This window comes from Pseudideonella sakaiensis, assembly GCF_048320135.1.
In the GTDB taxonomy this organism is placed as follows: Bacteria; Pseudomonadota; Gammaproteobacteria; order Burkholderiales; family Burkholderiaceae_C; genus Ideonella_A; species Ideonella_A sakaiensis_A.
Window position 1 is genome coordinate 1,762,447 of record NZ_CP182947.1, and the last position, 24,688, is coordinate 1,787,134.

The window sequence follows — 24,688 nt, forward strand, 5'->3', positions numbered from 1 at the left end:
TCCTCAGATGCTGTAGGTTTCGTAGGTGGCGGGGTGGAACAGCTCTTCGACCGGGACCAGTTGCGACGACAGGCCTTGCGAATGGTGGTGACGCACGAATGTCTCGAGCGTCTTGCGGGCAGGTGCAACGCCATAGGACCAGTAGTCCTCGCCCATCGCGTCGCGGGCGGCCTTCAGCTGCTCCTCGACGAAAGGCAGCGTCACCTTGGTCGCCGAGGTATCGGCCAGCAACTCCAGTGCGGCGGCCTTCGCCTGCGTGAAGGCTTTCATCACCGCCCCGGGCAACCAGCGGTGCTGTTCGACCAGTTCCTTGCGGATGCCGACGACGTGCATGATCGGAAAGACGCCGGTGCGGCCGTAGTAGTCCTTCGCGACCGCGGTCGGATCGTCGAACAGCCAGCCGATGTTCGGGTTTTTCAGAGCCTGCCGGTTCGGCGGGCGCGGCCCGATGAAACCGTCGATGTCGCCGCGGTCGAGCAGTTCGGAGATCGTCGTGCCGGCCGGCGCCTCCTCGATGCGCACGCCGTCCGGCAGCTTCAGCTTGACCTTCTCGGGCCGCCCCGGCGTGTCGATGCCGCCACGCACCCAGTGCACATCCTCCGGCCGCACGCCGTGGTCATCCTGCAGGATCGCGCGCGCCCAGACATTGGCGGTCAACTGGTATTCGGGCAGGCCGACGCGCTTGCCTTTCAGATCCTCCGGCCGCTTGATGCGGTCCTTGCGGACGTAGATCGAGGTGTGGCGAAACGCGCGCGACAGGAATACCGGCACCGCGACATACGGGCATTCGCCACGCGAATGCTTGACGAGGTAGCTCGAGAACGACAGCTCGGCGATGTCGAAATCCTGGCTGCGCATCGCGCGGAAGAACATCTCCTCCGGATTCATCAGCATGTAGACCGGATCCACACCGTCGATCTGCACGCGACCGTCGAACAGCGCCCGGGTGCGGTCGTAGTCGCCCATCGCGACCGAGAGTTGCAGCTTGCTCATGGTGTCAGGCCTTCACGAGGTAGGAGGGCTCGATTTCCGGGTGTTCCTGCCCGTCGGGCCAGGTGATCCGGGCTTCGTAGCTGCGCCAGTCGGTCGTCTTCGGGACGATCGCCTGGAACGCGCAGACCGTCGATGGAATGGCCGCATCGCCGGTCCCGATCGCGGGAGCACCTTCTGCATGGGCGCGGACCGCATCGAGCATCTGGCGGCGGAACTCGACGATCGCGAGGTCGCTCGCACCGAGGCGCTCCCGGCTGCGGTCGGCGATCGGGCCCATCGTCACCCACATCGCGACGTCCTGGTTCGGGAAGCCGCTGATGCCTGTGAAATTGCCGGCCTTCATCGCCTGGCGGTCCTGCCAGAAGCGGTTGTCGACGTTGCGCAGCGGCCGATAAGTCTCGTCGAGATCGACGCCGACCGTCTGGCGCAGAAATTTGCGCCAGGTGTCGGTCTCCGGTGTCTGCGCCGGGTGCCCCCAGGCGATGAAATAGAACGCCGTGTTGGTATCGTCCATCGGCACGTTGACGTTGGCGACGTTGTAGAGGTTGTTCGGCGGGATCAGCACGGTGGCCGGCGCGACGAATACCGTCGAGCGCACATAGTCGTTGGCGGCCGCGTTCTGGATCGGCCGGCGCAATGCGGCATAGCGAAAGCCGTAGCCGCCGCGCTGCACCTGCATCCGCGGCGCCTTGTCGGTCGATGGCCGCAGCCAGGTCTTGTCGGTGGCTTTCGCGCTGTCGACGCGTGCCGGCACCATGTCCGACGAATGCAGGCTCGAGCTGTGCGCCGAGTCGATCGCGCCTTCGAGCACCTGCGCCCAGTTGCAGGGCAGCAAGGTCTTCGCGATGCTGACCCGCACGTCCGCCGTCGGCGCCCAGGCCGGTGGCCGGAACTCGGCAACGCGATCGGCGGCACCGAACCACGACCAGACCATGCCGCCCCATTCGCGGGTCGGGTAGGCCTTGTGCTTGATCTTCTCGGCCATGCCGCTGGCGGCCGGCTCCGAGGCCATCTCGAGCACGTTGCCGTCGACGTCCATCTTCCAGCCGTGATAGAGGCAGCGCAGGCCGCCTTCCTCGTTGCGGCCGAGCACCAGCGACGGGCCGCGGTGCGGGCAGTCCTCGGCCAGCACGCCGACGCGGCCGTCGGTATCGCGGAAGACGACGAGGTTCTCGCCGAAGACGCGCGCCTTGACCGGCGCGCCATCGGGCTCGCTGACCTCTTCGAGCAGACAGACCGGCGTCCAGTGCTCGCGCATCAACCGGCCCATCGGCGCGTCGCCTTCGACGCGGCACAGCAATTCGTTTTCTTCGGTGGTCAGCATGGTGTCTTCCAATACGGGGGTGGTGCGAGCTCAGCGGACGGCCGGCAGCGCAGACAAGTCGAGATGGCGGCGCAGCACGACGGGCTTGCCGCCGAGGCGGCGCTTGCACAGCCATTGGGCGAGCGCCGAATCGAGGTAATCGGCGTGCGCCGGGAACCAGTCGGCGAGTGCGTCGGCAAGCCGTCGCGCCGCCGGCACATCGCCTTCGGCGACGCGGCGCCGCACGCCGGTGATCGACGCCATCACCGCGGTGTGCTCCGCGATGTGGCAGTCGCGGGCCGGAAAGTCGGACTCGACCATCCAGCCGTCCTCCGCATCGAAGTGCTGCTGCGCACTGTCGGCCAGCGCATCGAGGACCGCCGCAACGCCGTCGTCGGGCGTGGTCCGCAGCGCCGCGACGAGTTCGACGAACTCTTCGTGCACGTCGTCCATCGGCGAATGGCCGAGCAGGAAACCGTCATGCCAGCCGAAGGGTCGCGTCGCTGCGGAGTTCATCGAGGCCTCGCAATATCATTAGAAGCCTAAGTATATTGACGCACCTCAAACGAAGCAAGATTAGATTGCTAAGGAAAACCCTGACGACTCCCAACTGCGCGGCGGGATCGGTGGACCGGGCCATTGCAGGCGACGGGCAGACATGCACCGCGGCCGGTGCGATCGGGCGACGCGATGTTTCAGCTCAGCGTCGTCTCGCTGCCTTGGCGCTGCAGCGCATTGGCCAGGCTGCGTGCGATGTCGCGCGAGACCAGCGGCTTCGCCAGCACCTCGGCGACGCCGGACTTGCGGGCGCGGGCGGCCAGCGCTGCGGTGACGTAGCCGCTCATCAGCACGATCGGGATGTCCGGGCGGATGCGGCGGATTTCGGCGACCAGTTCGGAGCCGGTCATCTCCGGCATCGCCTCATCGGACAACACCGCATGGAAACGGTCCGGGTCGGCGCGGAAGGTCGCCAGCGCCTCGACACTCGACGTGAAGCCGACCGGCTCGTAGCCGAGCATCGCGACCATCTCCTCGCCGAGCCGCACCAGAGGCTCCTCGTCGTCGACCAGCAGGACGGTTTCGCCATTGCCGTTCGGCACCGCGGCCTCGGCAAGTGCCGGCGCCGGTGCGATGTCGCGCTGCCACGGCAACAGCACCGTGAAGCTCGAGCCCTCGCCGACGACACTGTCGACACAGATGCCGCCGCCGAGGTCGGTGACGATGCCGTGCACCAGCGACAGCCCGAGCCCGGTGCCGACGCCGACCTCCTTGGTCGTGAAAAACGGATCGAAGATGCGTTCGAGCAGCGGCGCGGCGATGCCGCCGCCGGTATCGCCGACGCGCAGCGCGACATAGTGGCCGCCGGCCAGCGTCACGCTGGTCGTGCAGCATGGTTCGGTCAGCTCGATGCGCTCGAGCGAGACGGTCAGCTTGCCGCTGCTTTTCATCGCCTGCACCGCATTCGCGCACAGGTTCATCACGACCTGGTGCACCTGGGTCGGGTCGCCGAGCACCGCGGCATCGCCAGCGGCGAGCCGGCGCTCGAGCGCGATGCCCGCCGGCAGCGACGCGGCGACGACATCGAGCGCCTCGACGACGACCGACTGCACATGAACCGGCGAACGTTCACCCATGCCGCTGCGGCTGAACGCGAGGATGCGCTCGACCAGCGATTTCGCGCGCAGCCCGGCGCTCATCGCGGCCTCGATGTTGCGCTGCTGCGCGCTGCCTTCTGCCGCATCCTTCAGCGCCATCTCGCCATAACCGAGGATGGCCGCAAGGATGTTGTTGAAATCGTGCGCGATGCCACCGGCCAGCGTGCCAATCGCCTCGAGTTTCTGCGCCTGGCGCAGCTGCACCTCGAGCCGCTCGCGTTCGGCTTCCGACTGCTTGCGCTCGGTGATGTCCTCCATCGAGCCGGCCATCCGCGTCGGCCGGCCGTCGGCATCGCGCACCGCAATGCCGCGCTGGCGGTACCAGCGCCACTCGCCGTTGCGGCGGCGGACCCGGTATTCGACCTTGAAATGCTGCGTCCGGCCGTGCAGGTGCGCGGCGATCGCCTCACGGACCAGCCCGATGTCGTCCGGGTGGTAGTCGGTGATCGTTATCCATTCGCGGCGCGGCCGCTGCGGCGGCCCGGCCTGCTGCCACAACAGCTCCTGCGCGCGCGGCGACAGGAACAGGCTGTCGCTCGCGAGGTCCCAGTCCCACAGCCCCTCGTTCGATCCGGCCACCGCAAGCTGGTAACGCTCGTCGGAGCGGCGCAGCGCCTCCTCGGCGCGTTTGCGCGAATCGATGTCGCTGACCGAACCGGCCATCCGGCACGGCTGGCCGGCGTCGTCGCGGATGCACAGCGCCCGCACGCGGATCCAGCGGTATTCGCCGTCGTCGTGCAGGACTCGGTATTCGCATTCATAGGCCGCTGTCTCGCCGGCGAGGTGGGCGCGAATCCCTTCGGCGCGCCGCGCCGCGTCGTCTGGATGGACACGCAAGGAATCGAGCAGCAGCGGCAGCGGCTGTTCCTCCGGCCCCGGTGGCAGGCCCTGCAGCTCGCGCGCGCGCGCCGACTCGAACGCGATGCCGGCGACGAAGTCCCAGTCCCAGACGCCGTCGTCGGAGCCGGCGACCGCCAGCGCGAAACGCTCCTTGCTCAGCCGCAGCGCCTCGTCGGCCTGCTTGCGCGCGGTGATGTCGGTCACCGAGCCGGCAATGCGCACCGGCTTGCCGTCGGCATCACGGAAGCAGCGGCCGCGGCTCTGCACCCAGCGGACGCCGCCTTCGGGCGGCATGATCCGGTATTCGACATCCATCTGCGTCGTCACGCCGGCCAACAGGTCGTCGATCGCCTGGCGGACCCGTGTTTCGTCATCCGCCGGCCGCGGCAGCAGTGCGATCCGCTCGGCATGTTTGGTCAGCTGCGGCGCTTCCGGCAGGCCCATGATCTCGTTCAGCTTGGCCGAGGCGAAGAAGTCGTCGCTGGCAAGGTCCCAGACATAGTGGCCCTCGTTCGAGCCGGTCATCGCCATCGCATATTGCTGCTCGGATTCGCGCAGCGCGGCCTCGACCTTCTTGTACGGGTCGATGTCGCTGACCGAGCCGGCCAGCCGCAGCGGCCGGCCTTGCGCATCGCGCACGCACAGGTTGCGCAGCCGCACCCAGCGGCAGCTGCCGTCGCGGTGGATGATCCGGTATTCGCCTTCGCGCAGCGCCTCGTCGCTGGCCAGGAAACGCTGCAGCTCGTCGGCATGGCGCCGCTTGTCGTCGGGGTGAATATTCAGCAGCGCCAGCCATTCGGCGCGGCTGCGCACCGTCACGGTCGAATCGACGCCGAGCATCTCCATCGTCCGCTCGGAGGTGTACATGCGGTCGTTGACGATGTCCCAGTCGACGATGCCGTCGTTCGATCCGGCAACCGCCAGCGCAAAACGCTCCTCGCTCAGGCGCAGCGCCTGCTCGGTGCGTTTGCGGTCGTCGATGTCGGTCACCGAGCCGGCCATCCGCAGCGGTTCGCCGGCGGCATTGCGCACGCACAGGCCACGCACCCGCACCCAGCGGTACTGCCCGTCGCGGCCGAGCACGCGGTATTCGCCGGCGTAGACCGCGGCATCGCCGGCGAGGTGGGCCTGCATCGCTTCGCGCCGGCCGGGCACATCGTCCGGATGCAGCCGCACCTGCTCGAACCACTGGTCGCGCGACTGCACGTCCGGGCCCGGATCCAGGCCAAAGATCTCGCGCGCGCGCGCCGATGCATAAACGCGGTCGCCGACGACGTCCCAGTCCCAGATGCCTTCGTCGGAGCCGGCGGCGGCGAGCGCAAACCGTTCGCGCGACACCTCCAGCGAATGCCGGGTCTGGTCCAGCCGCCTGAACTGGCGCCGCACCAGCCACAGCAGCAGCAACGACATCACGCCGAGCAGCAGCGTGTGGACCAGCGTCGCCGCCGCCTGCTCGCGCCATGGCAGCAGCGCCAGCGACGCATCGCGGCTCACCGCAACGATCAACGGATAGTCGGGCACCGCGCGCGCGACGCCGAAGCGGTCGATGCCGTCGACCGGGCTCTTGCCGCGCAGCGAGTGCGTCGGTGCCGCGCGCTGTGCGGCGAGCAGTTCATCGAAATGGGCGACCCGCTGGCCGACCGCCGCCGGCTGCGGCGGATGGCGCGCGAGCAGGCTGCCGTCGGGCTTCAGCAGTGCGATCGACGCGCCCGAATCGAGCTGCATGTCGTTGTAGAACTGCTGGAAATAGTCGACCCGGGCGCCGGCATAGACGACGCCGGCAAATCGCCCGCCGGTGCTCTCGACGCGCCGCATGATCGGGAATACCAGCGCGCCGTCGCTGAACCAGGCGGCCCGTGCATCACCGATCAGCGGCCGGCTGCCGCGTTCGGTGCGCAGCCGGGCGAACAACGGATCGGACGAGATGTCGAGCGGCGGCGGATCGGCGCGCCGTGAATTGGCGAGCAGCCGGCCGTCGGCATCGAAGACCGCCAGCGCCTCGACCTGGATCAGGCCGACCGTCTGGTCCTTCAGATAGTCGTGCAGGCCGGCCGCGTTGCCAGCGCGGGTGTGTTGCGCGAGGTGGCGCAACACCAGGTCGATCGCCTGCACGCTGCGCGTGGTCTGCTCGGCAACGACGCGGGCCTGTGTCTCGATCCTGCGTTCGGTATCGCTGACCGCGGCACGGTGGGTCTTCACGAGGTCGACCGCGGCGAAGGCGGTCAGTGCGGCGACCAGCGCCGCGCCGATCCAGGCCATGTTGCGCCACCACCAGCGCTGCCGCGGTGTCGGGTCGAACTGGGTCGGTGGCGCCATCGTCAGTCAATCAGCGGCAGCGCTGTCGGTCGCTGCGTCGCCGGCGTCGTGCCGCCGCGCCAGCAGATGAACGGCTCATGCCAGCTGCGGCAGGATGCGCCGCGTCGCCTGCAGCAGCGCGTCGCGCGACACCGGATTCGGCAATACGCCGTCGACGCCAAGCGCCTTCGCGACCTGGCCGCAGCAATCGATGCCGGCGAGAAAGGTCGACGACAGGACCAGGATCGGCACCCCCGGATGCTGATTCGCGACATGGCGTATCGAGTCTACGCCGCCCTGCCGCGGAAAGGCCAGTTCGATGACGATCAGATCGAGCGCCGCGCCGTCCTCGTCGTCGCGCTGCGACACGGTGCAGGCCGACGATTCGAACCAGGTCTGCAGCAGCCCGAACAGCGGGCCATCGGCGCCGACGATCTTCACCCGCGGCCTGCGGCCGCCCGGCCATGCGGCGGCCACTGCAGGCCGCTGCTGCACCGGCTCATTCACCGCCAGCATCGGCAAGGATCCCGCGCAGCAGGCCGGATTCGGCGCCGGCATCGAGTTCGTCGAGGGTCCAGCTGTCGATTGCGGCATCGAACTCATCGGCATTCTCGGCAAGCGCCGGCATTTCGGCGATCGGATCGGGGCTAAGGTAGGCGGCCATCAGGTTCTCCTGTTCGGCTACGAATGCCGCAGCTTCGAATGCGGTGGCTACCGCGCCGTTACCGATCGCTGCAGATCACATTTCAATTGAAACCGGAGCCATGCGGCGACCCATCGTTGCATCTGCAACGGACAGCCGGCCGACTGAAATACCCACGCCATCGGCGCCGGCAACGATGCCTCCATCACCGAAGCGAGGAGCGCTGCGATGGACAACGTGATGCTGAAACGATGGCTGGTACCGGTCACGCCGTCGACCGACGCCACGACAACCGGGCCGCTGCCGCAGACCGTTCTCGCCCGCGACCGCCGCAGCGTGCTGCTGCGCCACATCGTGCCTGGCGACGAAACGCTGCTCGATGAGTTTTTTGCCGGTCTGACGCCGGCGGCGCGCCGGCTGCGCTTTCACGGCGGTGTGCGCACCGTCTCGCGCCAGGTGCTGCAACGGATGACCCACTGGGACGCGCAGCGCGAACTGGCGCTGCTCGCACTGGCAGAGACGGCAGACGGACCGCGCTGCATCGCCGAGGCGCGTTATGCGCTTGCCGACGATGCGGTCGACGAGCGCGAATTTGCGCTGGTCGTCGACGACAACTGGCAAGGTGTCGGCATCGGCGGCGCGCTGCTGCAGCGGCTGATCGCCTCGGCCGAGCGCCAGCAGGTCGGCCGGCTGATCGGTGATGTCGTGGCCGACAACGACGCGATGATCAGCCTCGCGCGGCGCCACGAATTTCAACTGCGCAGCCATCCTGGCGATGCCCGGCTGCGGCTGCTGAGCCGCACGCTGCAGCAGCAGCCGGTCGAGCAGCCGCAACGGCTGCCGCTCACGACGCCGATGCCGCGCTGGGTGCCGGCCCACTGAATCCATGCCGCGGCGCATCGCCGAACTGCCGCAGCGCGGCGTCGACGATCGCATCGACATCGGGCACCGCGGCCCGCTCGAGCGCTGCCGATGCGGCGGCCGGCGCATCCGGGCCGGTCAACCGCACGAGCGGTGCACGCAGCGCATCGAAGGCCAACTCGCCGGCGATCGCCGCGATCTCGGCACCGATGCCGCAGCAGCGCGCCGCCTCGTGGACGATCAGCAGCCGGCCGGTCTTGCGCACCGAGCCGAGCAGCGCCGCCTCGTCGAGCGGCTTCAGCGTACGCAGGTCGATCACCTCGGCAGAAACGCCGTGCGCGGCGAGGCGTTCGGCGGCCTGCAGGCAACGGCCGACGGTTTTGGCGTGGGCGACCAGCGTCAGGTCGCTGCCGCGACGAAGCACCGCGGCGCGGCCGAGCGGCAGCAGCGCGGCATCGCCGGCCGGCCATCCGTCAGCGCCCTCCGACAAGCCCATGTCGATGAAGAACAGCACCGGGTTGTCGTCGCGGATCGCCGCCTTCAGCAGGCCCTTGAAATCGGCCGGCGCCGACGGCATCACGACCTTCAACCCCGGCGCATGGGCAAACATCGCCTCCAGGTTGTGGTTGTGGCGGCCGCCGATCGCGCAGCCGGAGCCGGTTTGCGCCAGCACGACCAGCGGAATCGAGAACTGGCCCGCCGACAGGAAATGCAGCTTGCCGGCGCTGTTGACGATCGCGTCCATCGCCAGCATCAGCAGCGGCGCGTACAACAGGTCGATGACCGGGCGCAGCCCCATCGCCGCCGCGCCGGTGGCGGCGCCGGCGATCACCGCCTCGGCCAGCGGCGTGTTGCGGACCCGTGTCGGGCCGAATTCGGCAAGCAGATCGGGCCGCTGCGCCGCGACGCCTTCGCCGAATACCACGACCCGCGGGTCGCGGCGCATCTCCTCGGCCAGCGCATCGGCGATCGCCCGCTCGACGCTGGCCGAGCGCCGTGCCGGAGCGCAGCGGCAAACCGTTTTGTCAGGCGTAGACATCGGCATCGACCTCGCGCGGGCCTGGCCACGGTGACGAACGGGCAAACGCGGTCGCGACCGCGACCTCGGCTTCGGCGCGCTGCTGCAGGCAGGCCAGCTCGGCTGGCTGCAGCAGCGCATCGGCGAGCAGGCGCTCGCTCATCAGCCGGATCGGGTCGCGCCGCTTCCACGCGTTCAGTTCGGCGGCATCGACATAGGCCTGGTCGTCGGGCTCGCGGTCGCCGCGCTGGCGGTAGGTGACGAGTTCGAGCAGCCGCGGCCGGCCGCTGGCGCGAATGTGGCCGACCGCCTCGCGGGTCGCGCTGCGCACCGCCTCGACATCGTTGCCGTCGACGCTGGCGGCGACGATGCCGTGGCCGCGCACCCAGTCGGCAACGTGCGACCCCGGCATCACCTCGTCGCGGCGGACCATGCCCTGCCACTGGTTGTTTTCGCAGACATAGAGGATCGGCAGCCGCCAGCTGACCGCCAGATTGACCGCCTCGTGGAAAACGCCCTCGCAGGCCGCGCCATCGCCGAAGAAGACCGCGGTCAGCGGCTCGCCCATTTCGGCGGCCACCGAGCCGTCGCCGCGGCCCGGTGCCGCGCCGAGCTTCTGCGCCAGCGCAACGCCGGTGGCCAGCGGCAGGCCGGCGCCGACGACGGCCGAGGTCAGCACGACGCCGAGCGATGCCGCCGAGACCTGCAGCGAGCCGCTGCGGCCGCGGCAATAACCGTCGACCCGGCCCATCACCTCGGCCATCAGCCGTCCGGGATCGGCGCCGCGCGCGAGCAGATGGCCGGCGCTGCGGTGGTTGGTGACGATCAGGTCGTCGCCGCGCAGCACGCTGACGACGCCGACCGCCACCGCCTCCTGGCCGACCGCGGTGCAGGTGCCGGGGATTTCCGCGCCGGCCAGCGCCGCGAGCTGCTGCTCGTAGGCGCGGATCAGCATCATCTTCTCGAGCAGCGCAATCCGCCTCGCGGCATCGCTGGCGGCTCGCGAACGCGCCGGCGGCCTGCCGGTCTGGCCATCTAGTTGCAGATCCATCGTCGTCGACCCCTTCTGCTGGCTGCTGGCAAATCGGTACTGCTGTCGACTCTAGGCAGCAACGGCGGACTGGTGAATGACCCGGAGGAGCCAACGCCGGCCCGAAGACGGGCCATCCGGGAAGCGCCGGCTAAACTGCCGCGGCGTCGACATCCACCATGGCCAAACCAGTCCCCCGATTAACTGAAGCGCAAATCGCCAGCGTGATTGCCACTGCCTGGGACGATCGCCCGCCATTTCGCGCGGTGCTGCTGAAACATGGCCTCAGCGAAGGCCAGCTGGTGCAGCTGCTGAAACGCGAACTGACGCCGAATGCCTACAAGCTGTGGAAGACGCGCAGCGGCTCCGGCGGCGCGCCGGCGAAGCCGCGCAAGCCCGGGCGCTGAGGCGCCGCAGTTGCGGCGGGCCTGAACGGGCGCCGCCGTCAGCGCCGCCAGCGCGCCGCCGCTTCGCCGCGGCTGCGTGCGTCGAGCTTGTCGAGGATATTCGCGACGTGGCGCTTCACGGTATGCGGGCTCAGGTCGAAGCGGCGCGCAATCAGCTTGTTGCTGTCGCCGGCGGCCATCCGTTCGAGGACCTCGAGTTCACGCGCACTGAGCGTTGCCAGCAGCGGGTCGTCGCGGACCACCGGCGGCCGCGACGCGTCGCTGGCCGGCATCGCATGCGGCCGGCGCGGCGGGAAGGTCGCGGCCAGCCGATCCAGCAGCCGGCAATCGGCCGCGTCGAGCCGATCGCGCCAGTCGGCATCGGCCAGCGCGCGCAGCACCGCCGGCCCGCACAGCAGCGCGCCGCCGATGTCGCCGCCGGCCCGCGCGGCCGCCAGCCACGGCCGCAGGCTGGCCGCCGCCGCATCGATGCGGCCGAGCCGGCATTCGACAAAAGCCAGCGTCAACCGGGCCTGTGTCGCCGGGTAGAAACACGAGCGCTCGACATCGAGCTCGAGCGTGGCCAGCAGATCGCGGGCATCGACGAGGCGGCCGTCGAGGATCGCGACCAGCGCGCGGCTGAACTGGCGGTCGTCGTCGGCGGCCATCCATTCGTAGTCGTTGCCGAGGCGCGCCAGCGCCGACTCGCGTTCGCGCAGCATGGCGTCCTCGCCGAGGATCCAGCAGGCCCGGATGTGGGTGAAGATCTCCTCGTATTCATGGGACAGGCGGTTCGCCGGCAGCGCCTTCTGCTCCAGATCATGGCGGTTCTGCTGCGCCGCCTCGAGGCTGCGCTCACGGTCGCCGCGAATCGCATCGATGATCGTGTGCGCCATCCAGTTTTCGGTCATCAGGATGCGCGGCCGGCCGAGCCAGCGGCAGTCGTCGTCGGCGCGGGCCAGAAACTGCGCCGCGCCGTCGAGATCGGCCTGCGAAAACGCGAGCCAGGCTTTCGTGTGCATCGCGCCGGCGCGCAACTGGCTGGGCCGGTCGGCGGTCAGCCGCATCGCACCATGGGCGAAGCGTTCGAGCTGCGCGCGCATGCCCGGCAGGCCAGTCATCAGGCTGAGGAAGAAGCAGCGGTCCCAGACCTGCGGATCGCGTTGCTGCTCGAGTGCGTCGAGCATTGCCCCGACATGGCCGGCGACCAGCTCGGTGCGCGCCTGCGCATAGTTGCCCCAGGCGCTGGCAAAACAGACGAAGGCGAGGTCGGCCGGGTCGATCTCGCGTTCGCGCAGCACCGCCAGCCCGGCCAGTGCCTCGTCGAGGCGGCCGGTATTTTCGAGGCCGATGCAGGCATAGGCCTGCGCCAGCGCCGCGGCCTGGTCGCGCCCCTGGCCGATGAAGCCGGCACTGGCCGCCTGCATCGAGACGACCAGCTGATCGAAATCGAGGCTGGTGAAGGCCGCCAGACCACGCGCCAGGTGCAGGCCGGGCCGGGCCTCGAATTCGGCGGCCGGAAACTGCGCCAGCATCTGTTCGAGTTCGGGTGCGGCGCCGCGCATCAGCAGCGCCTGCGCCTGCGCCTCGAGCAGCCGGCCGGCCTCGTCCCAGGCGCCGGCACGGATCAGGCACGAGACCGCGCGCACCAGGTCCGGCTCGTTGTCGGCCGCGCGGCGCAGCAGCTGCGGCCATTCGTCGGGGTATTCGCGCTGCAGCCGGTCTTCCAGAAAATCGCGGAACAGGTCGTGCAGCCGCAATGTCAGCTCGGCGGCATCGAGCACGCTGACGAACAGACCGCGCCGTTCGACCTCGTCGAGCAGCAGCGCCGCCTGCGGCATCTGACTGACATGCGCGCAGCGCGATGCGGTCAGCTCGGGCAGCACCGAGCAGCGCAGTAGAAATCGGCGCAGGTCGGCCGGCATGTCGTCGAGCACCTCGCTGGCCATGTAGTCGAACAGGTGGCGTTGCGTCGCGATGCCGGCCCCAGGCAGGCGCCGGTCGGCGGCCGCTGCGGTCAGGCTCAGCCGCAAGCCGGCTGCCCAGCCGTCGGTGCGCTGCAGCAGCTGCTGCGACGACAGGCCGGCGGCAGCGCCACCGACGTGGTCGATCAGCGCATCGACCTCGTTTTCGCTGAACCGCAGGTCGAACTGGCGGAACTCGGCCAGTTCGCCGCCGGCGCGCCAGCGCGCCAGCGACGGCAGCGGCGGTTCGTTGCGGCTGGCGATCGCAACGCCCCAGGGTTCGGGCAGCCGTGCCAGCACCGCCTGCAGCAGCTCGAAGATCGCCGGGTCGGTGATGCGGTGCGCATCGTCGACGATGATCAACCCGCGCCTGACCTGCGCGAGCGCCAGCGCATTGACGATTTCGTCGGCAACCGCTCGCACGCCACCGCTGGCCAGCGCCAGCGTGCCCAGCGCCTGCGGCGAGACCCGCCACGGCAGATCGAAGGGCTGCAGCGCCATCGTCAGGCAGCCGAGAAAACGTTGCAGCTGGTCGTCCTCGTCGGCGCTGATCCAGGCCAGCGCGCAATCGTCGGCGAGCAATTCGATCTGCCGCGTCAGCGCCGCCGTCTTGCCGTAGCCGGCCGGCGCGATCAGCAAGGTCAGCCGGTTCTGCTGCAGCGCGCGCTGCAGCGACTGCTCGAGCGCCGGGCGTTCGATCAGCCCCTGGCGCAGCCGGGGAGGCTGGATCTTCGCAAGCGCGAACACGGCCGTCGGGGTCGACATCTGCATGGCGGAATTCTGCGCCAGACGCGTGCCGGCGGGGCGGCAGAAATCGTCACCAGAAGGGTCGATTGACGCTGCGCCGCCGCCGCGCAGCCGAGTACTTTGCCCAGCGCCCGCCAAATCTGGCAGACTGGGGCGACGACAACCACTGTGGAGCCCACCCGATGCGTCTTACGTCGTTTTGCAGAACCACCCTGATCGCCGGCGCCGCCGCCGGCCTGCTCGCCGGCTGCGCCGGCATGATGGGCCAGAAGTCGGACATGGGCTTCTTCATCACCAGCCGCAACCCAGGCAACGGCGCCAATTTCGGCGGCCTCGCCGGCGCCGACCGGCATTGCCAGGCATTGGCGAGCGCCGCCGGCGCTGGCCACCGCACCTGGCGCGCCTACCTGAGCCAGCAGGAGGTGCCCGGTCAGCCGGGCATCAATGCCCGCGACCGCATCGGCAAGGGCCCCTGGCGCAATGCGAAAGGCGAGGTGATTGCGACCAGCGTCGCCCACCTGCACAGCGGCAGCAACAACATCAGCAAGCAGACTGCGCTGACCGAAACCGGCGCGATCGTCAACGGCCGCGGCGATACGCCGAACCGCCACGACATCCTGACCGGCTCGCAGCCCGACGGCAGTTTCATCGCCGGCAACGTCAACACGACCTGCGGCAACTGGACGCAGAACAGCGCCGACGGCTCGGCGATGGTCGGCCACCACGACAAGATGGGCCTCGACAACAGCGTGCCCGCGAAATCGTGGAACTCGTCGCACCAGAGCCGCGGCTGCACGCTGCCGCTGCTGCGCGCAAGCGGCGGCGAAGGCCTGCTGTACTGCTTCGCGGCAGACTGAGCGCGCCGGCTGGCCCGGACCCAGTGAGCAGCGACACCGACGCGGTGCTGCCGGGTGTGCTGCGCACGCCCGAGCAGCGCTTCGCCGACCTGCCCGGCTTCGACTGCGAGCCGCACTACCGCAGTGATCTGCCCGGCTTCGAAGGGCTGCGCGTGCACTGGATCGACGAGGGCCCGGCCGATGCCGAGGTCACGGTGTTGTGCCTGCACGGCCAGCCGACCTGGAGTTATCTTTACCGCAAGATGCTGCCGGTTTTCGTTGCCGCCGGCCAGCGCGTCGTCGCGCCCGACCTGTTCGGTTTCGGCCGCTCCGACAAACCCGAGGACGAGGCCTTCTACACCTTCAGCCGGCACCGCGCGATGCTGGTCGCCTTCGTCGAGGCGCTGGCGCTGAAAAACGTCACGCTGGTCGTGCAGGACTGGGGCGGGCTGCTCGGGCTGACTTTGCCGCTGGCCGTGCCCGGCGTGATCCGCCGGCTGATCGTGATGAATACCGCGTTCGGCACCGGCGACATCCCTCTCGGCAAAGGCTTTCTCGAGTGGCGCGACTATGCGAACAGCCGGCCCGATCTCGATATCGCCGCGCTGATGACGCGCTCGATCAATGAGATCACCCCGGCCGAGGCCGAAGCCTATGCGGCACCTTTCCCCGATGCCCGCTACAAGGCCGGCGTGCGCCGCTTTCCGAACCTGGTTCCCGACCATCCGGATGCCGACGGCGCCGAGTTGTCGCGACGTGCGCGCGACTGGTGGAGCACGGAATGGGACGGCGCCAGCTTCATGGCCGTCGGCATGCTCGACCCGGTGCTCGGCCCGGCGCCGATGCGGATGCTGCGCAAATACATTCGCGGCTGCCCGGAGGCCTTCGAGCTGCCTGACACCGGGCATTTCGTGCAGGAGTCCGGCGAGGCGGTGGCGCTCGAGGCGCTGGCGCATTTCGACCGCGAGGAGGCGTGAAGCGGCAGGATCGCAGCGAATGGCAGCCCTCAGCGGTCGTCGACCGCTTGCTGGTGCAGCCATTTGTGGGAGGGGCTTCAGCCCCGATTCGGGCTTGCGCATGTTGTGCAAGTTGCGTGAGGACGAGGCCGTCGGGCACCACTGAGGCTTTCGTCGAGTCCCATCGCGCTGCACGAGGTGCCGCTCGTCGAAGTTCTCGGTGCTGCCGCAAAGGCGCGGGCGGGAGGCTGCTGGCGCGCATATGCGCAGCCGAGAAGCACAGGGCTTGTGGCCCGCGAGCGCAGCGAGCTTCAACAACTGACTTGTCGCGGACTGTTTGAGCGTAACGAGCGAAGCGAGTGCAGCGAGTTTCCGCGACGGGCCACAAGACCGAGCATCGCAGGGAACCCGAGCGCCCGGCGCGAGGGCAAGCATCTAAGCGCAAGCGGCCGCCCGACCGCGCCTTTGCTCTTGGTCCTCGGAAGGCATCGCCTGTGCCATCACCCCAAATCGGGGCTGAAGCCCCTCCCACAAAGTCTGGCACGGCACAGACCAAACGGATGTCCGCTCCGGGCCGAGGCTGTGTGGAAACTCTTCGGCACCAGTTGTGTCATATCTCCAGTAGCGACGACAGGAGTGATCGATGGGGCGATACGTCGAAGGCCAAGACCGAACGCAGAGCGTCCTCTTCCCCGAGCAACTGGATGACTGGATTCATGAGGACAACACGGTTCGCGTCATCGATGTCTTCGTCGACGAACTAGATCTGAGGAAGCTGGGCTTCGATCGTGCCAATCCTGCAGAGACGGGTCGGCCGGGGTACAGCCCGGCGACGCTGCTCAAGATCTATGTCTACGGCTACCTCAACCGTGTGCAGTCGAGCCGACGCCTGGAGACCGAAGCACAGCGCAATCTCGAACTCATCTGGCTGACCGGGCGCTTGGCGCCGGACTTCAAGACCATCGCCGACTTCCGCCGTGACAACGGTGATGCCATCGGCAAAGTCTGCAAGGAGTTCGTTCTGCTTTGCCGCCGGATGAAGCTCTTCACCGACGGCGTCGTCGCCATTGATGGCAGCAAGTTCAAAGCGGTCAACAGCCGCGACAAGAACTTCACCGACCGCAAGCTTCAGGCGCGAATCGAACAACTCGAAAGCAGCATCAAGCGCTACCTGGTTGAGCTCGACCGCGCCGACCGTGATGCCACGGCCGTTCTGCCTGGCCGAGTTGCGCACCTCAAGGAGAAGATCACCAAGGTCAAGCAGCAGATGAAGGCGCTGGAGGCGATCGGTGAGCAAATGAAGGTGTCCGAGGACGGGCAGATCTCGTTGACCGATCCGGATGCACGCTCGATGGCCACCAGCGGCCGAGGCACTGGCGTGGTGGGCTACAACGTCCAGACGGTCGTGGATGCCAAGCACCACCTGATCGTGGCCCACGAGGTCACCAACGTTGGCCATGACAGGGACCAACTGGCGAACATGGCCAAGCTTGCCAAGGCAGCCACCGGCGAGGACAAGCTGATTGCGCTGGCCGATCGCGGGTATTACGAAGGCTACGAGATCCTGGAGTGCGAGCGCTCGGGTGTGGCCGCAGTCGTTCCCAAGCCGATGACTTCGAACAACCTGGCCGACGGGCTCTTCGACAAGCGGGATTTCGTCTACGACGGCGAGAAAGACGAATACCGGTGCCCGGCCGGGCGGATTGCCATCCACAGGTTTACATCCGAGGAGAGGGGCAAGATCCTGCACAAGTATTGGTCGTCAGACTGCCCACAGTGCCCGATGAAGCCACAGTGCACGACGAGCAAGAATCGCCGTATCGCCCGCTGGGAGCACGACGACATCCTAGATGTCGTTCAAGAACGGCTGGAGCGCGCGCCCGAAGCCATGAAGCAACGAAGGCAGACCGTCGAGCATGTGTTCGGAACGCTCAAGGCCTGGATGGGATCGAGTCATTTCCTGAGCCGTACGCTGCCTCGCGTGAAAACCGAGATGAGCTTGCAGGTTCTGGCCTACAACCTAAAGCGGATGATCAAGATCCTCGGCACTGGGCCGCTGATCGCAGCGATGAGGGCATAGGGCGCCCGCCCTCACCTAAAAGTTCTTCGCGCGGGGCAAGTTCAGAGATTGCCGCCTGGCCATCGCGTTGGTCTGCTCAGGTGATCGGAAAACCGAGTTTCCACACGGCCTCGGCCGCTTGCCGACACTGCAAAGCTGGACACCCGGCGATGCAGCGGCCACCATGCAGACTGGAGGCCTGATGATGACCGCAAACTTGAAAACCGTCGAATTCTTCTTCGACTTCGGCAGCCCGACGAGTTATCTCGCGCACACGCAATTGCCGACGATCGCGCGCGAGGCCGGTGCGCGGCTGATCCACCGGCCGATGCTGCTGGGCGGCGTATTCAAGGCGACCGGCAATGCGAGCCCGGTGTCGGTTGCGGCAAAGGCGCGCTGGATGGCGTCCGACCTTGCGTTATGGGCGAAGCACTACGGTGTGCCGTTTTTGTTCAATCCGCACTTCCCGATCAATACACTGAGTCTGATGCGCGCGGCGGCCGGTGTGCAGATGGAAGAAGCGGAGGATTTCGAGCAGTTTGTCGATGTCGTCTTCCGCGCGATGTGGGTCGATGGCCGCAATCTCGCCGATCCCGAAGTCTTTGCCGAGGTGATGGGCAAGGCCGGCTTCAATGTGTCGGCGCTGCTCGACCTGAGCCTGTCGCCGGAAGTCAAGCAGCGGCTGCTGCTGCATACCGAAGAAGCGGTTGCGCGCGGCGTCTTCGGCGCGCCGACGATGTTCGTCGGCGAGCAGATGTTTTTCGGCCAGGACCGGCTGCCGTTCGTGCGGCAGGCGCTGCAGGCGGGTTGACCGCCCGCAGCGCAACTCAGCCGAGCGTCGGCTCAACCGCCGGCAGGCTCGGAGTGATCCGTTTCTCGCGATGCCGCTCGCGGCGCCGGCGCAGCAGCAGATAAACCGCCGGAACCACCAGCATCGACAGCAGCGGCGCGCTGATCATGCCGCCGACCATCGGCGCGGCGATGCGCTGCATCACTTCCGAGCCGGTGCCGCTGCCGATCATGATCGGCAGCAGGCCGGCGAGGATCACCGCGACGGTCATCGCCTTCGGCCGCACCCGCAGCACCGCGCCTTCGCGGATCGCATCGAGCAGGTCGGCATCGGTCGTCCGGCCGGCCTCGATGCGCGCGGTCCACGCCTGCTTCAGATACAGCAGCATGATCACGCCGAACTCGGCGGCGACGCCGGCCAGCGCGATGAAGCCGACCGCGGCGGCCACCGACAGGTTGTAGCCGAGCAGATAGAGCAGCCAGATGCCGCCGATCAGTGCGAGCGGCAGCGTCGCCATGATCAGCAGCGCCTCGTCGAGCCGGCCGAAGGTCAGGTACAGCAGCACGAAGATGATCAGCAGCGTGAACGGCACGACCAGCTTCAGCTTCGCGGTGGCGCGCTCGAGAAATTCGAACTGGCCCGACCACGAGATCGAATATCCCGGCGGCAGCTCTACCTTCGCGGCGACGACGCGCTGCATCTCCTGCACCGCCGAGCGCAGGTCACGGCCGCGGATGTCGACATAGACCCATCCCGACAGCCGCGCATTTTCGCTGCGCAGCATCGGCGGCCCATCGGTCACGGTGATCGCCGCGACATCCGACAACACCAGCCGCGCACCGCTGGCGGTGACGATCGGCAACACGCGCAGTTGCTGCAGCGAATCGCGGATCTCGCGCGGATAACGCAGGTTGATCGGAAAGCGCTGCAGGCCTTCCACCGTTTCGCCGATCGTCTCGCCGCCGACCGCCGATGCAATCACCGACTGCACGTCGGCGATGTTCATGCCGTACCGGGCCGCCGCATCGCGGTCGATGCGCACGTCGATATAGCGGCCGCCGGTCAGCCGCTCGGCCAATGCGCTGCCGACGCCGGGCACATCCTTCAGCGCACGCTCGATGTCGCCAGTCACGCGGTCGATGGTCTTCAGGTCGGCGCCGGCGACCTTGACGCCGACCGGGCTCTTGATGCCGGTCGCGAGCATGTCGATGCGGTTGCGGATCGGCGGCACCCAGATGTTCGCCAGCCCCGGCACCTTGACGATGCGGTCGAGCTCGTCGACCAGCTTGTCCGGTGTCATGCCGGGGCGCCACTGGTCGCGCGGCTTGAACTGGATCGTCGTCTCGAACATCTCGAGCGGCGCCGGGTCGGTCGCGGTTTCGGCCCGGCCGGCCTTTCCATAAACCGTCGCGACCTCGGGCAGCGTCTTGATCAGCCGGTCGGTCTGCTGCAGCAATTCCGCGGCCTTGCCGGCCGACAGCCCCGGCAGCGCCGACGGCATGTACAACAGATCGCCCTCGTCGAGCCGCGGCATGAATTCGCCGCCGACATGCTGCAGCGGCCACAGGCTGCCGAGCAATGCGACCGCCGCGACCAGCAGCGTCGCCTTCGGCCAACGCAGCACCGCCTCGAGCAGCGGCCGGTAGACCGCGATCAGCGCGCGGTTCAGCGGGTTGCTTTTTTCCTCCGGTATCCGGCCGCGGATCAGGTAGCCCATCAGCACCGGAATCAGCGTCGCCGCCAGGCCGGCGGCGGCGGCCATCGCATAGGTTTTCGTGAAGGCCAGCGGCGCGAACAGCCGCCCCTCCTGCGCTTCCAGCGTGAAGACCGGGATGAACGACAACGTGATGATCAGCAGCGAAAAGAACAGCGCCGGCCCGACCTCGACCGCGGCATCGCCGATCACCCGCCAGCGCGCCTCGCCGTGCAAGCTCTCGCCGGGATGCTCGTGGCTCCAGCGCTCGAGGTGCTTGTGGGCATTCTCGATCATCACGACCGCGGCATCGACCATCGCGCCGATCGCGATCGCGATGCCGCCGAGCGACATGATGTTGGCATTGACGCCCTGCTGCTGCATCACAATGAACGACACCAGGATGCCGAGCGGCAGCGAGACGATCGCGACCAGCGCCGAACGCAGGTGGAACAGGAAGACGAAGCAGACCAGCGCGACGACGAGAAATTCCTCGACCAGCTTGCGGCCGAGGTTCTCGACCGCGCGTTCGATCAGCGCCGAACGGTCGTAGACCGGCACGATCTCGACGCCGCGCGGCAGGCTCGCCTGCAGTTCGGCGAGCTTGGCCTTCACCGCGTTGATCGTCTGCAGCGCATTGCGGTCGGAGCGCATCACGATGATGCCGCCGGCGGCTTCGCCCTCGCCGTCGAGTTCGCCGATGCCGCGGCGCATCTCGGGGCCGATCTGCACCCGCGCGACATCGCCGAGGCGGACCGAAACGCCGGCCTCGGTCGTCATCAACGGCACCTTGCGGAAGTCGTCGAGCTCGCTCAGATAACCCGATGCGCGGACCATGTATTCGGCTTCGCCGAGTTCGAGCACCGAGCCGCCGGTCTCCTGGTTCGCGCGGCCGAGCGCCTCGACGACCCGCGAGTGCGGGATGCGATAGGCGGCCAGCTTGTCCGGATCGAGGACGATCTGGTATTGCCGCACCATGCCGCCGACCGACGCGACTTCTGCGACATCGGGCACCGATTTCAGTTCGAACTTCAGAAACCAGTCCTGCAGCGCGCGCAGCTGCGACACATCCTGCGTGCCGCTGCGATCGACCAGCGCGTATTGGTAGATCCAGCCGACGCCGGTCGCGTCGGGCCCGAGCTGCGTCTTCGCGCCGGCCGGCAGCCGCGCCTGCACCTGGTTCAGGTATTCGAGCACGCGGGAGCGCGCCCAGTACAGGTCGGTGCCATCGTCGAACAGCACATAGACGAAGCTGTCGCCGAAAAACGAATAACCACGCACCGTCTTCGCGCCGGGCACCGACAACATCGTCGTCGTCAGCGGATAGGTGACCTGGTTCTCGACGATCTGCGGCGCCTGGCCCGGAAAGGTCGTGCGGATGATGACCTGCACGTCGGACAGGTCGGGCAGCGCATCGAGCGGCGTCTTCAGCAGCGAGACGACGCCCCAGGCGGTGATGATGACGGTCGCCAGCAGCACCAGGAAGCGGTTGCCTATCGACCAGCGGATCAGTTTCGCGATCATCGCGCGCCACCCGTTGCCTGTTGCGGCGCCGGCGGCAGCACGGTCAACCGCGTCAGCTGCGGCCCGTCGTTGCCGAGAAAAAATTCGAAACCGACGCGGTCGCCGACCTTCAGGCCCATTGGCGCGCCGTCCTTCGGCAGCAGGAAGTCCATCGTCATCGCACCCATCTGCAGCGAGGCGATCGGGCCATGCTTCAGCGCGACATCGTCACGGCCGATCCGCTCGACGCGGGCTTCGGCGCTGTGCCGTGGCTCAGCCGGCGGCGCAGCAGCCGCTGCGCTGGTCGAGGGCGCAGACGGTGCGGCATCCGGCGGCTGGTTCAGCCGCGCCTCGACGCCGCGCAGCGTCGCTTCCGAATCGATCAGGAACTGCGACGAGACGACGACGCGCTGGCCGGCCGAGAGGCCACTGCGGATCTCGGTCCGGCCGTCGACCTCGATGCCGGTCGTGACGTCGACCGGCCGGAAGCGGCCGTCGGCCTCGGCGAGCAGCACGACGCTGCGCCGGCCCGTCTGAATCACCGCTTCGGTCGGCACGACCAGCGCCTTGCCGGCGCGCGGCTCGCTGAACACCATCTGCACGAACATCCCCGGCACCAGCCGGCCGCCGCGGTTCGCGAGTTCGAGCCTGGCCTTCAGCGTGCGGGTCGCGGCGCTGACCTCGGGCAGCAAGGCCTGCACCTTGCCGCTGAAGCTTTCTCCGGGCAGCGCCGGCGTCGTCGCGACGACGCGTGCACCGGGCCGCAGCAATGCGGCCTGGCTTTCCGGCACTTCGGCATGGGCCCAGACCGTGCCGAGGCCGTTGATGCGGAACAGCGTCGTGCCGGCCATCACCGTCATGCCTTCACGGACCATCAATTCGGTGACCACGCCGCCGATCGGCGCGGTGACGACCGTGCGCGGCTGCGTCGCGCCGCTGCGTTCGACCGATTCGATCTGCGTCTCGCTCATCCCGGCCTGGCGCATCCGCTGGCGTGCCGCATCGACCAGCGGTGCGAGGTCGCTGCCCTGCATCCGGCGCAGCGACAGGAATTCCTCCTGCGCGGCAACCCAGGCCGGCACATACAACTCGGCCAGCGGCTGGCCGCTTTTCACCGGGTCGAGCGTCGCGCGAACATGCAGTTTTTCGACAAAACCGGTCGTGCGCGCCTGCACGACGGCCTGGTCGCGCTCGTTGAACGCGATGCTGCCGACCGCATGGATCTGCGGCGCCAGCACCGCCTCGACGACCTCGGCGGTGCGCACGCCGAGGTTCTGCTGGGTGCGCGGGCTGACGCTGACCTGGCTGCCGTCGTCGCCGTTGGCACCGGCATAGACCGGCACCAGCATCATGTCCATGAACGGCGATTTGGCCGGCTGGTCGAAGCGGTTGCCCGGCACCATCGGGTCGTGGTAGTAGAGGACGCGGTGGCCGTTGGCCGGATCGATGTCGCCGGCCTTGATGCCGCTGCGGATGTGGCGGCGCGTTGCATCCTCGCCCTGTGCGATGCCCTGCGGCAGCGGTTCGAGACCGGCCGGCGCGGGGCTGCCGGCATCGGCCGCTGGCGGCGTCGAGGCCAGCTGGCCCATGTCCATGCCGCGCTGCATGCCGACGGCATACAGGCCATAGCCGGCTGCGCCGATCGCTGCAGCCGCAGCGATACCGACGATCATGTGTTTGCCGTTCATTTCAACGCTCCTTCGTTTCCGCGACGGTCGGGTCTTCGTCGGGGATCAGGTAATTGAGCCGCGCCCACAGCCGGGCGCGTTCGGTTTCCAGCCGCAGCCGTTCGATGCGCAGATCGATCAGCCCGCGGCGCGCGCCGAGCACCGCCGCGAGCGGCCCGTTGCCGGCGCGGTAATCGGTCAGCGCCGCTTCGACGCGCGAGGCGGCCAGCGGCTGCAACGAACGGTCATGCAGCGCGAGCCGCTCGTTCAGGTGGTGCAGGCCGAGCAGCATCAGCCGGGTCTGCGCAACGATGTCGCGCAGCGCCTCGTCGCGTTCGGCCTGCGCGGCGTCGACGCGGGCGAGCGCGGCAGCGACTTCGCGGTCCTGCCGATTCGGCTGGTCCCATTGCAGCGGCACCGATACCGTCAACGACATCAGGTTCGAATGCGCCGGCCCGCGCTGGCTCAGCATCAGTTCGGCCGACCAGTCGGGCTGCTTGTTGCGTTGCGCCAGTTCGACCTCCGCCTCGGCGGCGGCGAGCTGGCGGCTCAGCAGCAGATATTGCGGATGGCGCTCGAGTTGCCGCTCGAGCATCGTCTCGTTCAGCCGTGCCGCGATCAATGGCGGCGGCGCGGCCAGCGGCCGGTTCGCGCTGTCGCCGAGCCAGCGCAGCAGGCGGATGCGTGCGCTGCCGCTGTCGAGCAAGGCCTGTTCGATGCGGTCGTCGATCTCGGCCACCGCGCTGCGCGCGGCAAACAGATCGGCCTGCGAGCCGGCGCCACCCCGGTACACCGCCTCGGCGGCATCGACCTGCAGCGCGGCTTCGGCGCGCTGTTCGCGAAGCAGTTCGACCTGCCGGTCGAGCAGATGGCGCTCGAGCCAGGCGGTCGCCGCCTCCTGCTGCAACTGCGCGAGCGCAACCAGCGCGCCGGCGCGGGCGATTTCGGCGGCTCGGTCGAAACGGGCGCCGCGCGCCTGCCGCTTCGCTTCGGCGGTGAATTCCTGGCGGATGCCGATCGAACGCATCGTCATGCCGCTGCGCGTCAGGCTGAAGCGCTCGTCGCCGTCGATCGGCAGGTTGCTGATGCCGAACTGCAGCATCGGATCGGGCCGTTGCGCAGCGGCAATCGCCATCTCGCGGGCGGCCGCGGCAGCGGCATCCTGCGCCTGCAACTGGCGCGAGCGCTGCTGCGCGGCGAGCAGTGCGTCGCTGAGTGTCAGCGGCGTGTCTGCCGCAGCGGCGCCGGCTGCAAGCGCCATTCCGAGCAGCATGGCCAGCAAGGCGCTGCGCACCGGCAGTGGGCGACGCGGCCGCGGCGCGCGTCGAGCGGGGGGGTTGGACATGCCATCTCCAAACGTGAACACCGGTTCGCGACCACGGTCCGCGGAGCGCGGCGAGTCGGGCTCGCCACGGCGGTCGGTCGCGTTCTCTGGCCGAGGCGGGTCGC

At 68.4% G+C, this 24,688-nt stretch carries 18 protein-coding genes; 6 read left to right on the plus strand and 12 right to left on the minus strand.

What is annotated here, in order from left to right; genetic code table 11:
• Window positions 1–3: 3 nt before the first annotated feature.
• The 6 genes from ACNH6H_RS07765 to ACNH6H_RS07790 all read right to left on the minus strand — a co-directional run bounded on the left by ACNH6H_RS07765 (window position 4) and on the right by ACNH6H_RS07790 (window position 7,750).
• A complete protein-coding gene (locus ACNH6H_RS07765; RefSeq protein ID WP_418316919.1) occupies window positions 4–993 on the minus strand; it encodes a PhnD/SsuA/transferrin family substrate-binding protein in 990 nt (329 codons plus the stop codon).
• Between the two features lie 4 nt (window positions 994–997).
• Window positions 998–2,317: a Rieske 2Fe-2S domain-containing protein gene (locus tag ACNH6H_RS07770; protein WP_418316920.1), complete on the minus strand. Its 1,320-nt coding sequence runs from the start codon at window positions 2,315–2,317 to the stop codon at window positions 998–1,000.
• Window positions 2,318–2,347: 30 nt separating this feature from the next.
• The gene (locus ACNH6H_RS07775) at window positions 2,348–2,812 is read right to left on the minus strand and encodes a bacteriohemerythrin (protein ID WP_418316921.1); all 465 of its coding nucleotides are present in this window, start codon (window positions 2,810–2,812) and stop codon (window positions 2,348–2,350) included.
• A 179-nt stretch (window positions 2,813–2,991) separates the two neighbouring features.
• Complete coding sequence (locus ACNH6H_RS07780; RefSeq protein ID WP_418316922.1) at window positions 2,992–7,107, minus strand: PAS domain-containing protein; 4,116 nt, start codon at window positions 7,105–7,107, stop codon at window positions 2,992–2,994.
• Window positions 7,108–7,182: 75 nt separating this feature from the next.
• Window positions 7,183–7,602 (minus strand): hypothetical protein, encoded by a 420-nt coding sequence (locus ACNH6H_RS07785; RefSeq protein ID WP_418316923.1) that lies wholly within the window; start codon window positions 7,600–7,602, stop codon window positions 7,183–7,185.
• Complete coding sequence (locus tag ACNH6H_RS07790) at window positions 7,586–7,750, minus strand: hypothetical protein (protein WP_418316924.1); 165 nt, start codon at window positions 7,748–7,750, stop codon at window positions 7,586–7,588. The genes ACNH6H_RS07785 and ACNH6H_RS07790 overlap by 17 nt, the downstream gene beginning before the upstream one ends.
• A 207-nt stretch (window positions 7,751–7,957) precedes the next feature.
• Here ACNH6H_RS07790 and ACNH6H_RS07795 point away from each other — a divergent pair, with 207 nt between their 5' ends.
• Window positions 7,958–8,611, plus strand: coding sequence for an N-acetyltransferase family protein (locus ACNH6H_RS07795; protein WP_418316925.1), 654 nt, complete (start codon window positions 7,958–7,960; stop codon window positions 8,609–8,611).
• Here the strand turns inward: ACNH6H_RS07795 and ACNH6H_RS07800 are convergent.
• Both ACNH6H_RS07800 and ACNH6H_RS07805 read right to left on the minus strand, forming a co-directional pair.
• On the minus strand, window positions 8,574–9,629 hold the full coding sequence (locus ACNH6H_RS07800; RefSeq protein WP_418316926.1) for an alpha-ketoacid dehydrogenase subunit beta: 1,056 nt from the start codon (window positions 9,627–9,629) through the stop codon (window positions 8,574–8,576). The two genes, ACNH6H_RS07795 and ACNH6H_RS07800, sit on opposite strands and share 38 nt — an antisense overlap.
• Window positions 9,616–10,659, minus strand: coding sequence for a thiamine pyrophosphate-dependent dehydrogenase E1 component subunit alpha (locus ACNH6H_RS07805; RefSeq protein WP_418316927.1), 1,044 nt, complete (start codon window positions 10,657–10,659; stop codon window positions 9,616–9,618). Before ACNH6H_RS07805 ends, ACNH6H_RS07800 begins: the two co-directional genes overlap by 14 nt.
• A 203-nt stretch (window positions 10,660–10,862) precedes the next feature.
• On the opposite strand from ACNH6H_RS07805, the gene ACNH6H_RS07810 reads away from it, so the two are divergent.
• Window positions 10,863–11,045 carry a DUF2805 domain-containing protein gene (locus ACNH6H_RS07810; RefSeq protein ID WP_418316928.1) on the plus strand — a complete coding sequence of 61 codons (183 nt, stop codon included), beginning with the start codon at window positions 10,863–10,865 and terminating at the stop codon, window positions 11,043–11,045.
• A gap of 38 nt (window positions 11,046–11,083) precedes the next feature.
• On the opposite strand, the gene ACNH6H_RS07815 is transcribed toward ACNH6H_RS07810, so the two are convergent.
• A complete protein-coding gene (locus ACNH6H_RS07815) occupies window positions 11,084–13,759 on the minus strand; it encodes a LuxR C-terminal-related transcriptional regulator (RefSeq protein WP_418316929.1) in 2,676 nt (891 codons plus the stop codon).
• A gap of 158 nt (window positions 13,760–13,917) precedes the next feature.
• On the opposite strand from ACNH6H_RS07815, the gene ACNH6H_RS07820 reads away from it, so the two are divergent.
• The 4 genes from ACNH6H_RS07820 (at window position 13,918) to ACNH6H_RS07835 (ending at window position 18,397) form a co-directional block, all read left to right on the plus strand.
• On the plus strand, window positions 13,918–14,592 hold the full coding sequence (locus ACNH6H_RS07820; RefSeq protein ID WP_418316930.1) for a hypothetical protein: 675 nt from the start codon (window positions 13,918–13,920) through the stop codon (window positions 14,590–14,592).
• 23 nt (window positions 14,593–14,615) lie between these two features.
• The gene (locus ACNH6H_RS07825; protein ID WP_418316931.1) at window positions 14,616–15,548 is read left to right on the plus strand and encodes a haloalkane dehalogenase; all 933 of its coding nucleotides are present in this window, start codon (window positions 14,616–14,618) and stop codon (window positions 15,546–15,548) included.
• Window positions 15,549–16,170: 622 nt separating this feature from the next.
• Complete coding sequence (locus tag ACNH6H_RS07830) at window positions 16,171–17,607, plus strand: IS1182 family transposase (protein WP_418315762.1); 1,437 nt, start codon at window positions 16,171–16,173, stop codon at window positions 17,605–17,607.
• A gap of 184 nt (window positions 17,608–17,791) precedes the next feature.
• Complete coding sequence (locus ACNH6H_RS07835; RefSeq protein WP_418316932.1) at window positions 17,792–18,397, plus strand: 2-hydroxychromene-2-carboxylate isomerase; 606 nt, start codon at window positions 17,792–17,794, stop codon at window positions 18,395–18,397.
• 16 nt (window positions 18,398–18,413) lie between these two features.
• Here ACNH6H_RS07835 and ACNH6H_RS07840 read toward each other — a convergent pair whose 3' ends face one another.
• Genes ACNH6H_RS07840 through ACNH6H_RS07850 form a run of 3 tightly spaced genes read right to left on the minus strand, consistent with a single transcriptional unit; the run spans window position 18,414 to window position 24,584 of the window.
• Complete coding sequence (locus ACNH6H_RS07840; RefSeq protein ID WP_418316933.1) at window positions 18,414–21,593, minus strand: efflux RND transporter permease subunit; 3,180 nt, start codon at window positions 21,591–21,593, stop codon at window positions 18,414–18,416.
• A complete protein-coding gene (locus ACNH6H_RS07845; protein WP_418316934.1) occupies window positions 21,590–23,260 on the minus strand; it encodes an efflux RND transporter periplasmic adaptor subunit in 1,671 nt (556 codons plus the stop codon). Before ACNH6H_RS07845 ends, ACNH6H_RS07840 begins: the two co-directional genes overlap by 4 nt.
• 1 nt (window position 23,261) lies before the next feature.
• Window positions 23,262–24,584 (minus strand): TolC family protein, encoded by a 1,323-nt coding sequence (locus tag ACNH6H_RS07850; RefSeq protein ID WP_418316935.1) that lies wholly within the window; start codon window positions 24,582–24,584, stop codon window positions 23,262–23,264.
• Between the last annotated feature and the right edge of the window lie 104 nt (window positions 24,585–24,688).

Excerpts from the sequence above, each read along its gene's own strand:
- ACNH6H_RS07765 (WP_418316919.1), bottom strand. The coding sequence starts at position 993 with ATGAGCAAGCTGCAACTCTCGGTCGCGATGGGCGACTACGACCGCACC.
- ACNH6H_RS07805 (WP_418316927.1), bottom strand. The coding sequence starts at position 10,659 with ATGGATCTGCAACTAGATGGCCAGACCGGCAGGCCGCCGGCGCGTTCG.
- ACNH6H_RS07840 (WP_418316933.1), bottom strand. The coding sequence starts at position 21,593 with ATGATCGCGAAACTGATCCGCTGGTCGATAGGCAACCGCTTCCTGGTG.
- ACNH6H_RS07830 (WP_418315762.1), top strand. The coding sequence starts at position 16,171 with ATGGGGCGATACGTCGAAGGCCAAGACCGAACGCAGAGCGTCCTCTTC.
- ACNH6H_RS07820 (WP_418316930.1), top strand. The coding sequence starts at position 13,918 with ATGCGTCTTACGTCGTTTTGCAGAACCACCCTGATCGCCGGCGCCGCC.
- ACNH6H_RS07850 (WP_418316935.1), bottom strand. The coding sequence starts at position 24,584 with ATGTCCAACCCCCCCGCTCGACGCGCGCCGCGGCCGCGTCGCCCACTG.
- ACNH6H_RS07790 (WP_418316924.1), bottom strand. The coding sequence starts at position 7,750 with ATGGCCGCCTACCTTAGCCCCGATCCGATCGCCGAAATGCCGGCGCTT.
- ACNH6H_RS07835 (WP_418316932.1), top strand. The coding sequence starts at position 17,792 with ATGACCGCAAACTTGAAAACCGTCGAATTCTTCTTCGACTTCGGCAGC.
- ACNH6H_RS07775 (WP_418316921.1), bottom strand. The coding sequence starts at position 2,812 with ATGAACTCCGCAGCGACGCGACCCTTCGGCTGGCATGACGGTTTCCTG.
- ACNH6H_RS07795 (WP_418316925.1), top strand. The coding sequence starts at position 7,958 with ATGGACAACGTGATGCTGAAACGATGGCTGGTACCGGTCACGCCGTCG.
- ACNH6H_RS07815 (WP_418316929.1), bottom strand. The coding sequence starts at position 13,759 with ATGCAGATGTCGACCCCGACGGCCGTGTTCGCGCTTGCGAAGATCCAG.
- ACNH6H_RS07770 (WP_418316920.1), bottom strand. The coding sequence starts at position 2,317 with ATGCTGACCACCGAAGAAAACGAATTGCTGTGCCGCGTCGAAGGCGAC.
- ACNH6H_RS07845 (WP_418316934.1), bottom strand. The coding sequence starts at position 23,260 with ATGAACGGCAAACACATGATCGTCGGTATCGCTGCGGCTGCAGCGATC.
- ACNH6H_RS07780 (WP_418316922.1), bottom strand. The coding sequence starts at position 7,107 with ATGGCGCCACCGACCCAGTTCGACCCGACACCGCGGCAGCGCTGGTGG.
- ACNH6H_RS07785 (WP_418316923.1), bottom strand. The coding sequence starts at position 7,602 with ATGCTGGCGGTGAATGAGCCGGTGCAGCAGCGGCCTGCAGTGGCCGCC.
- ACNH6H_RS07800 (WP_418316926.1), bottom strand. The coding sequence starts at position 9,629 with ATGTCTACGCCTGACAAAACGGTTTGCCGCTGCGCTCCGGCACGGCGC.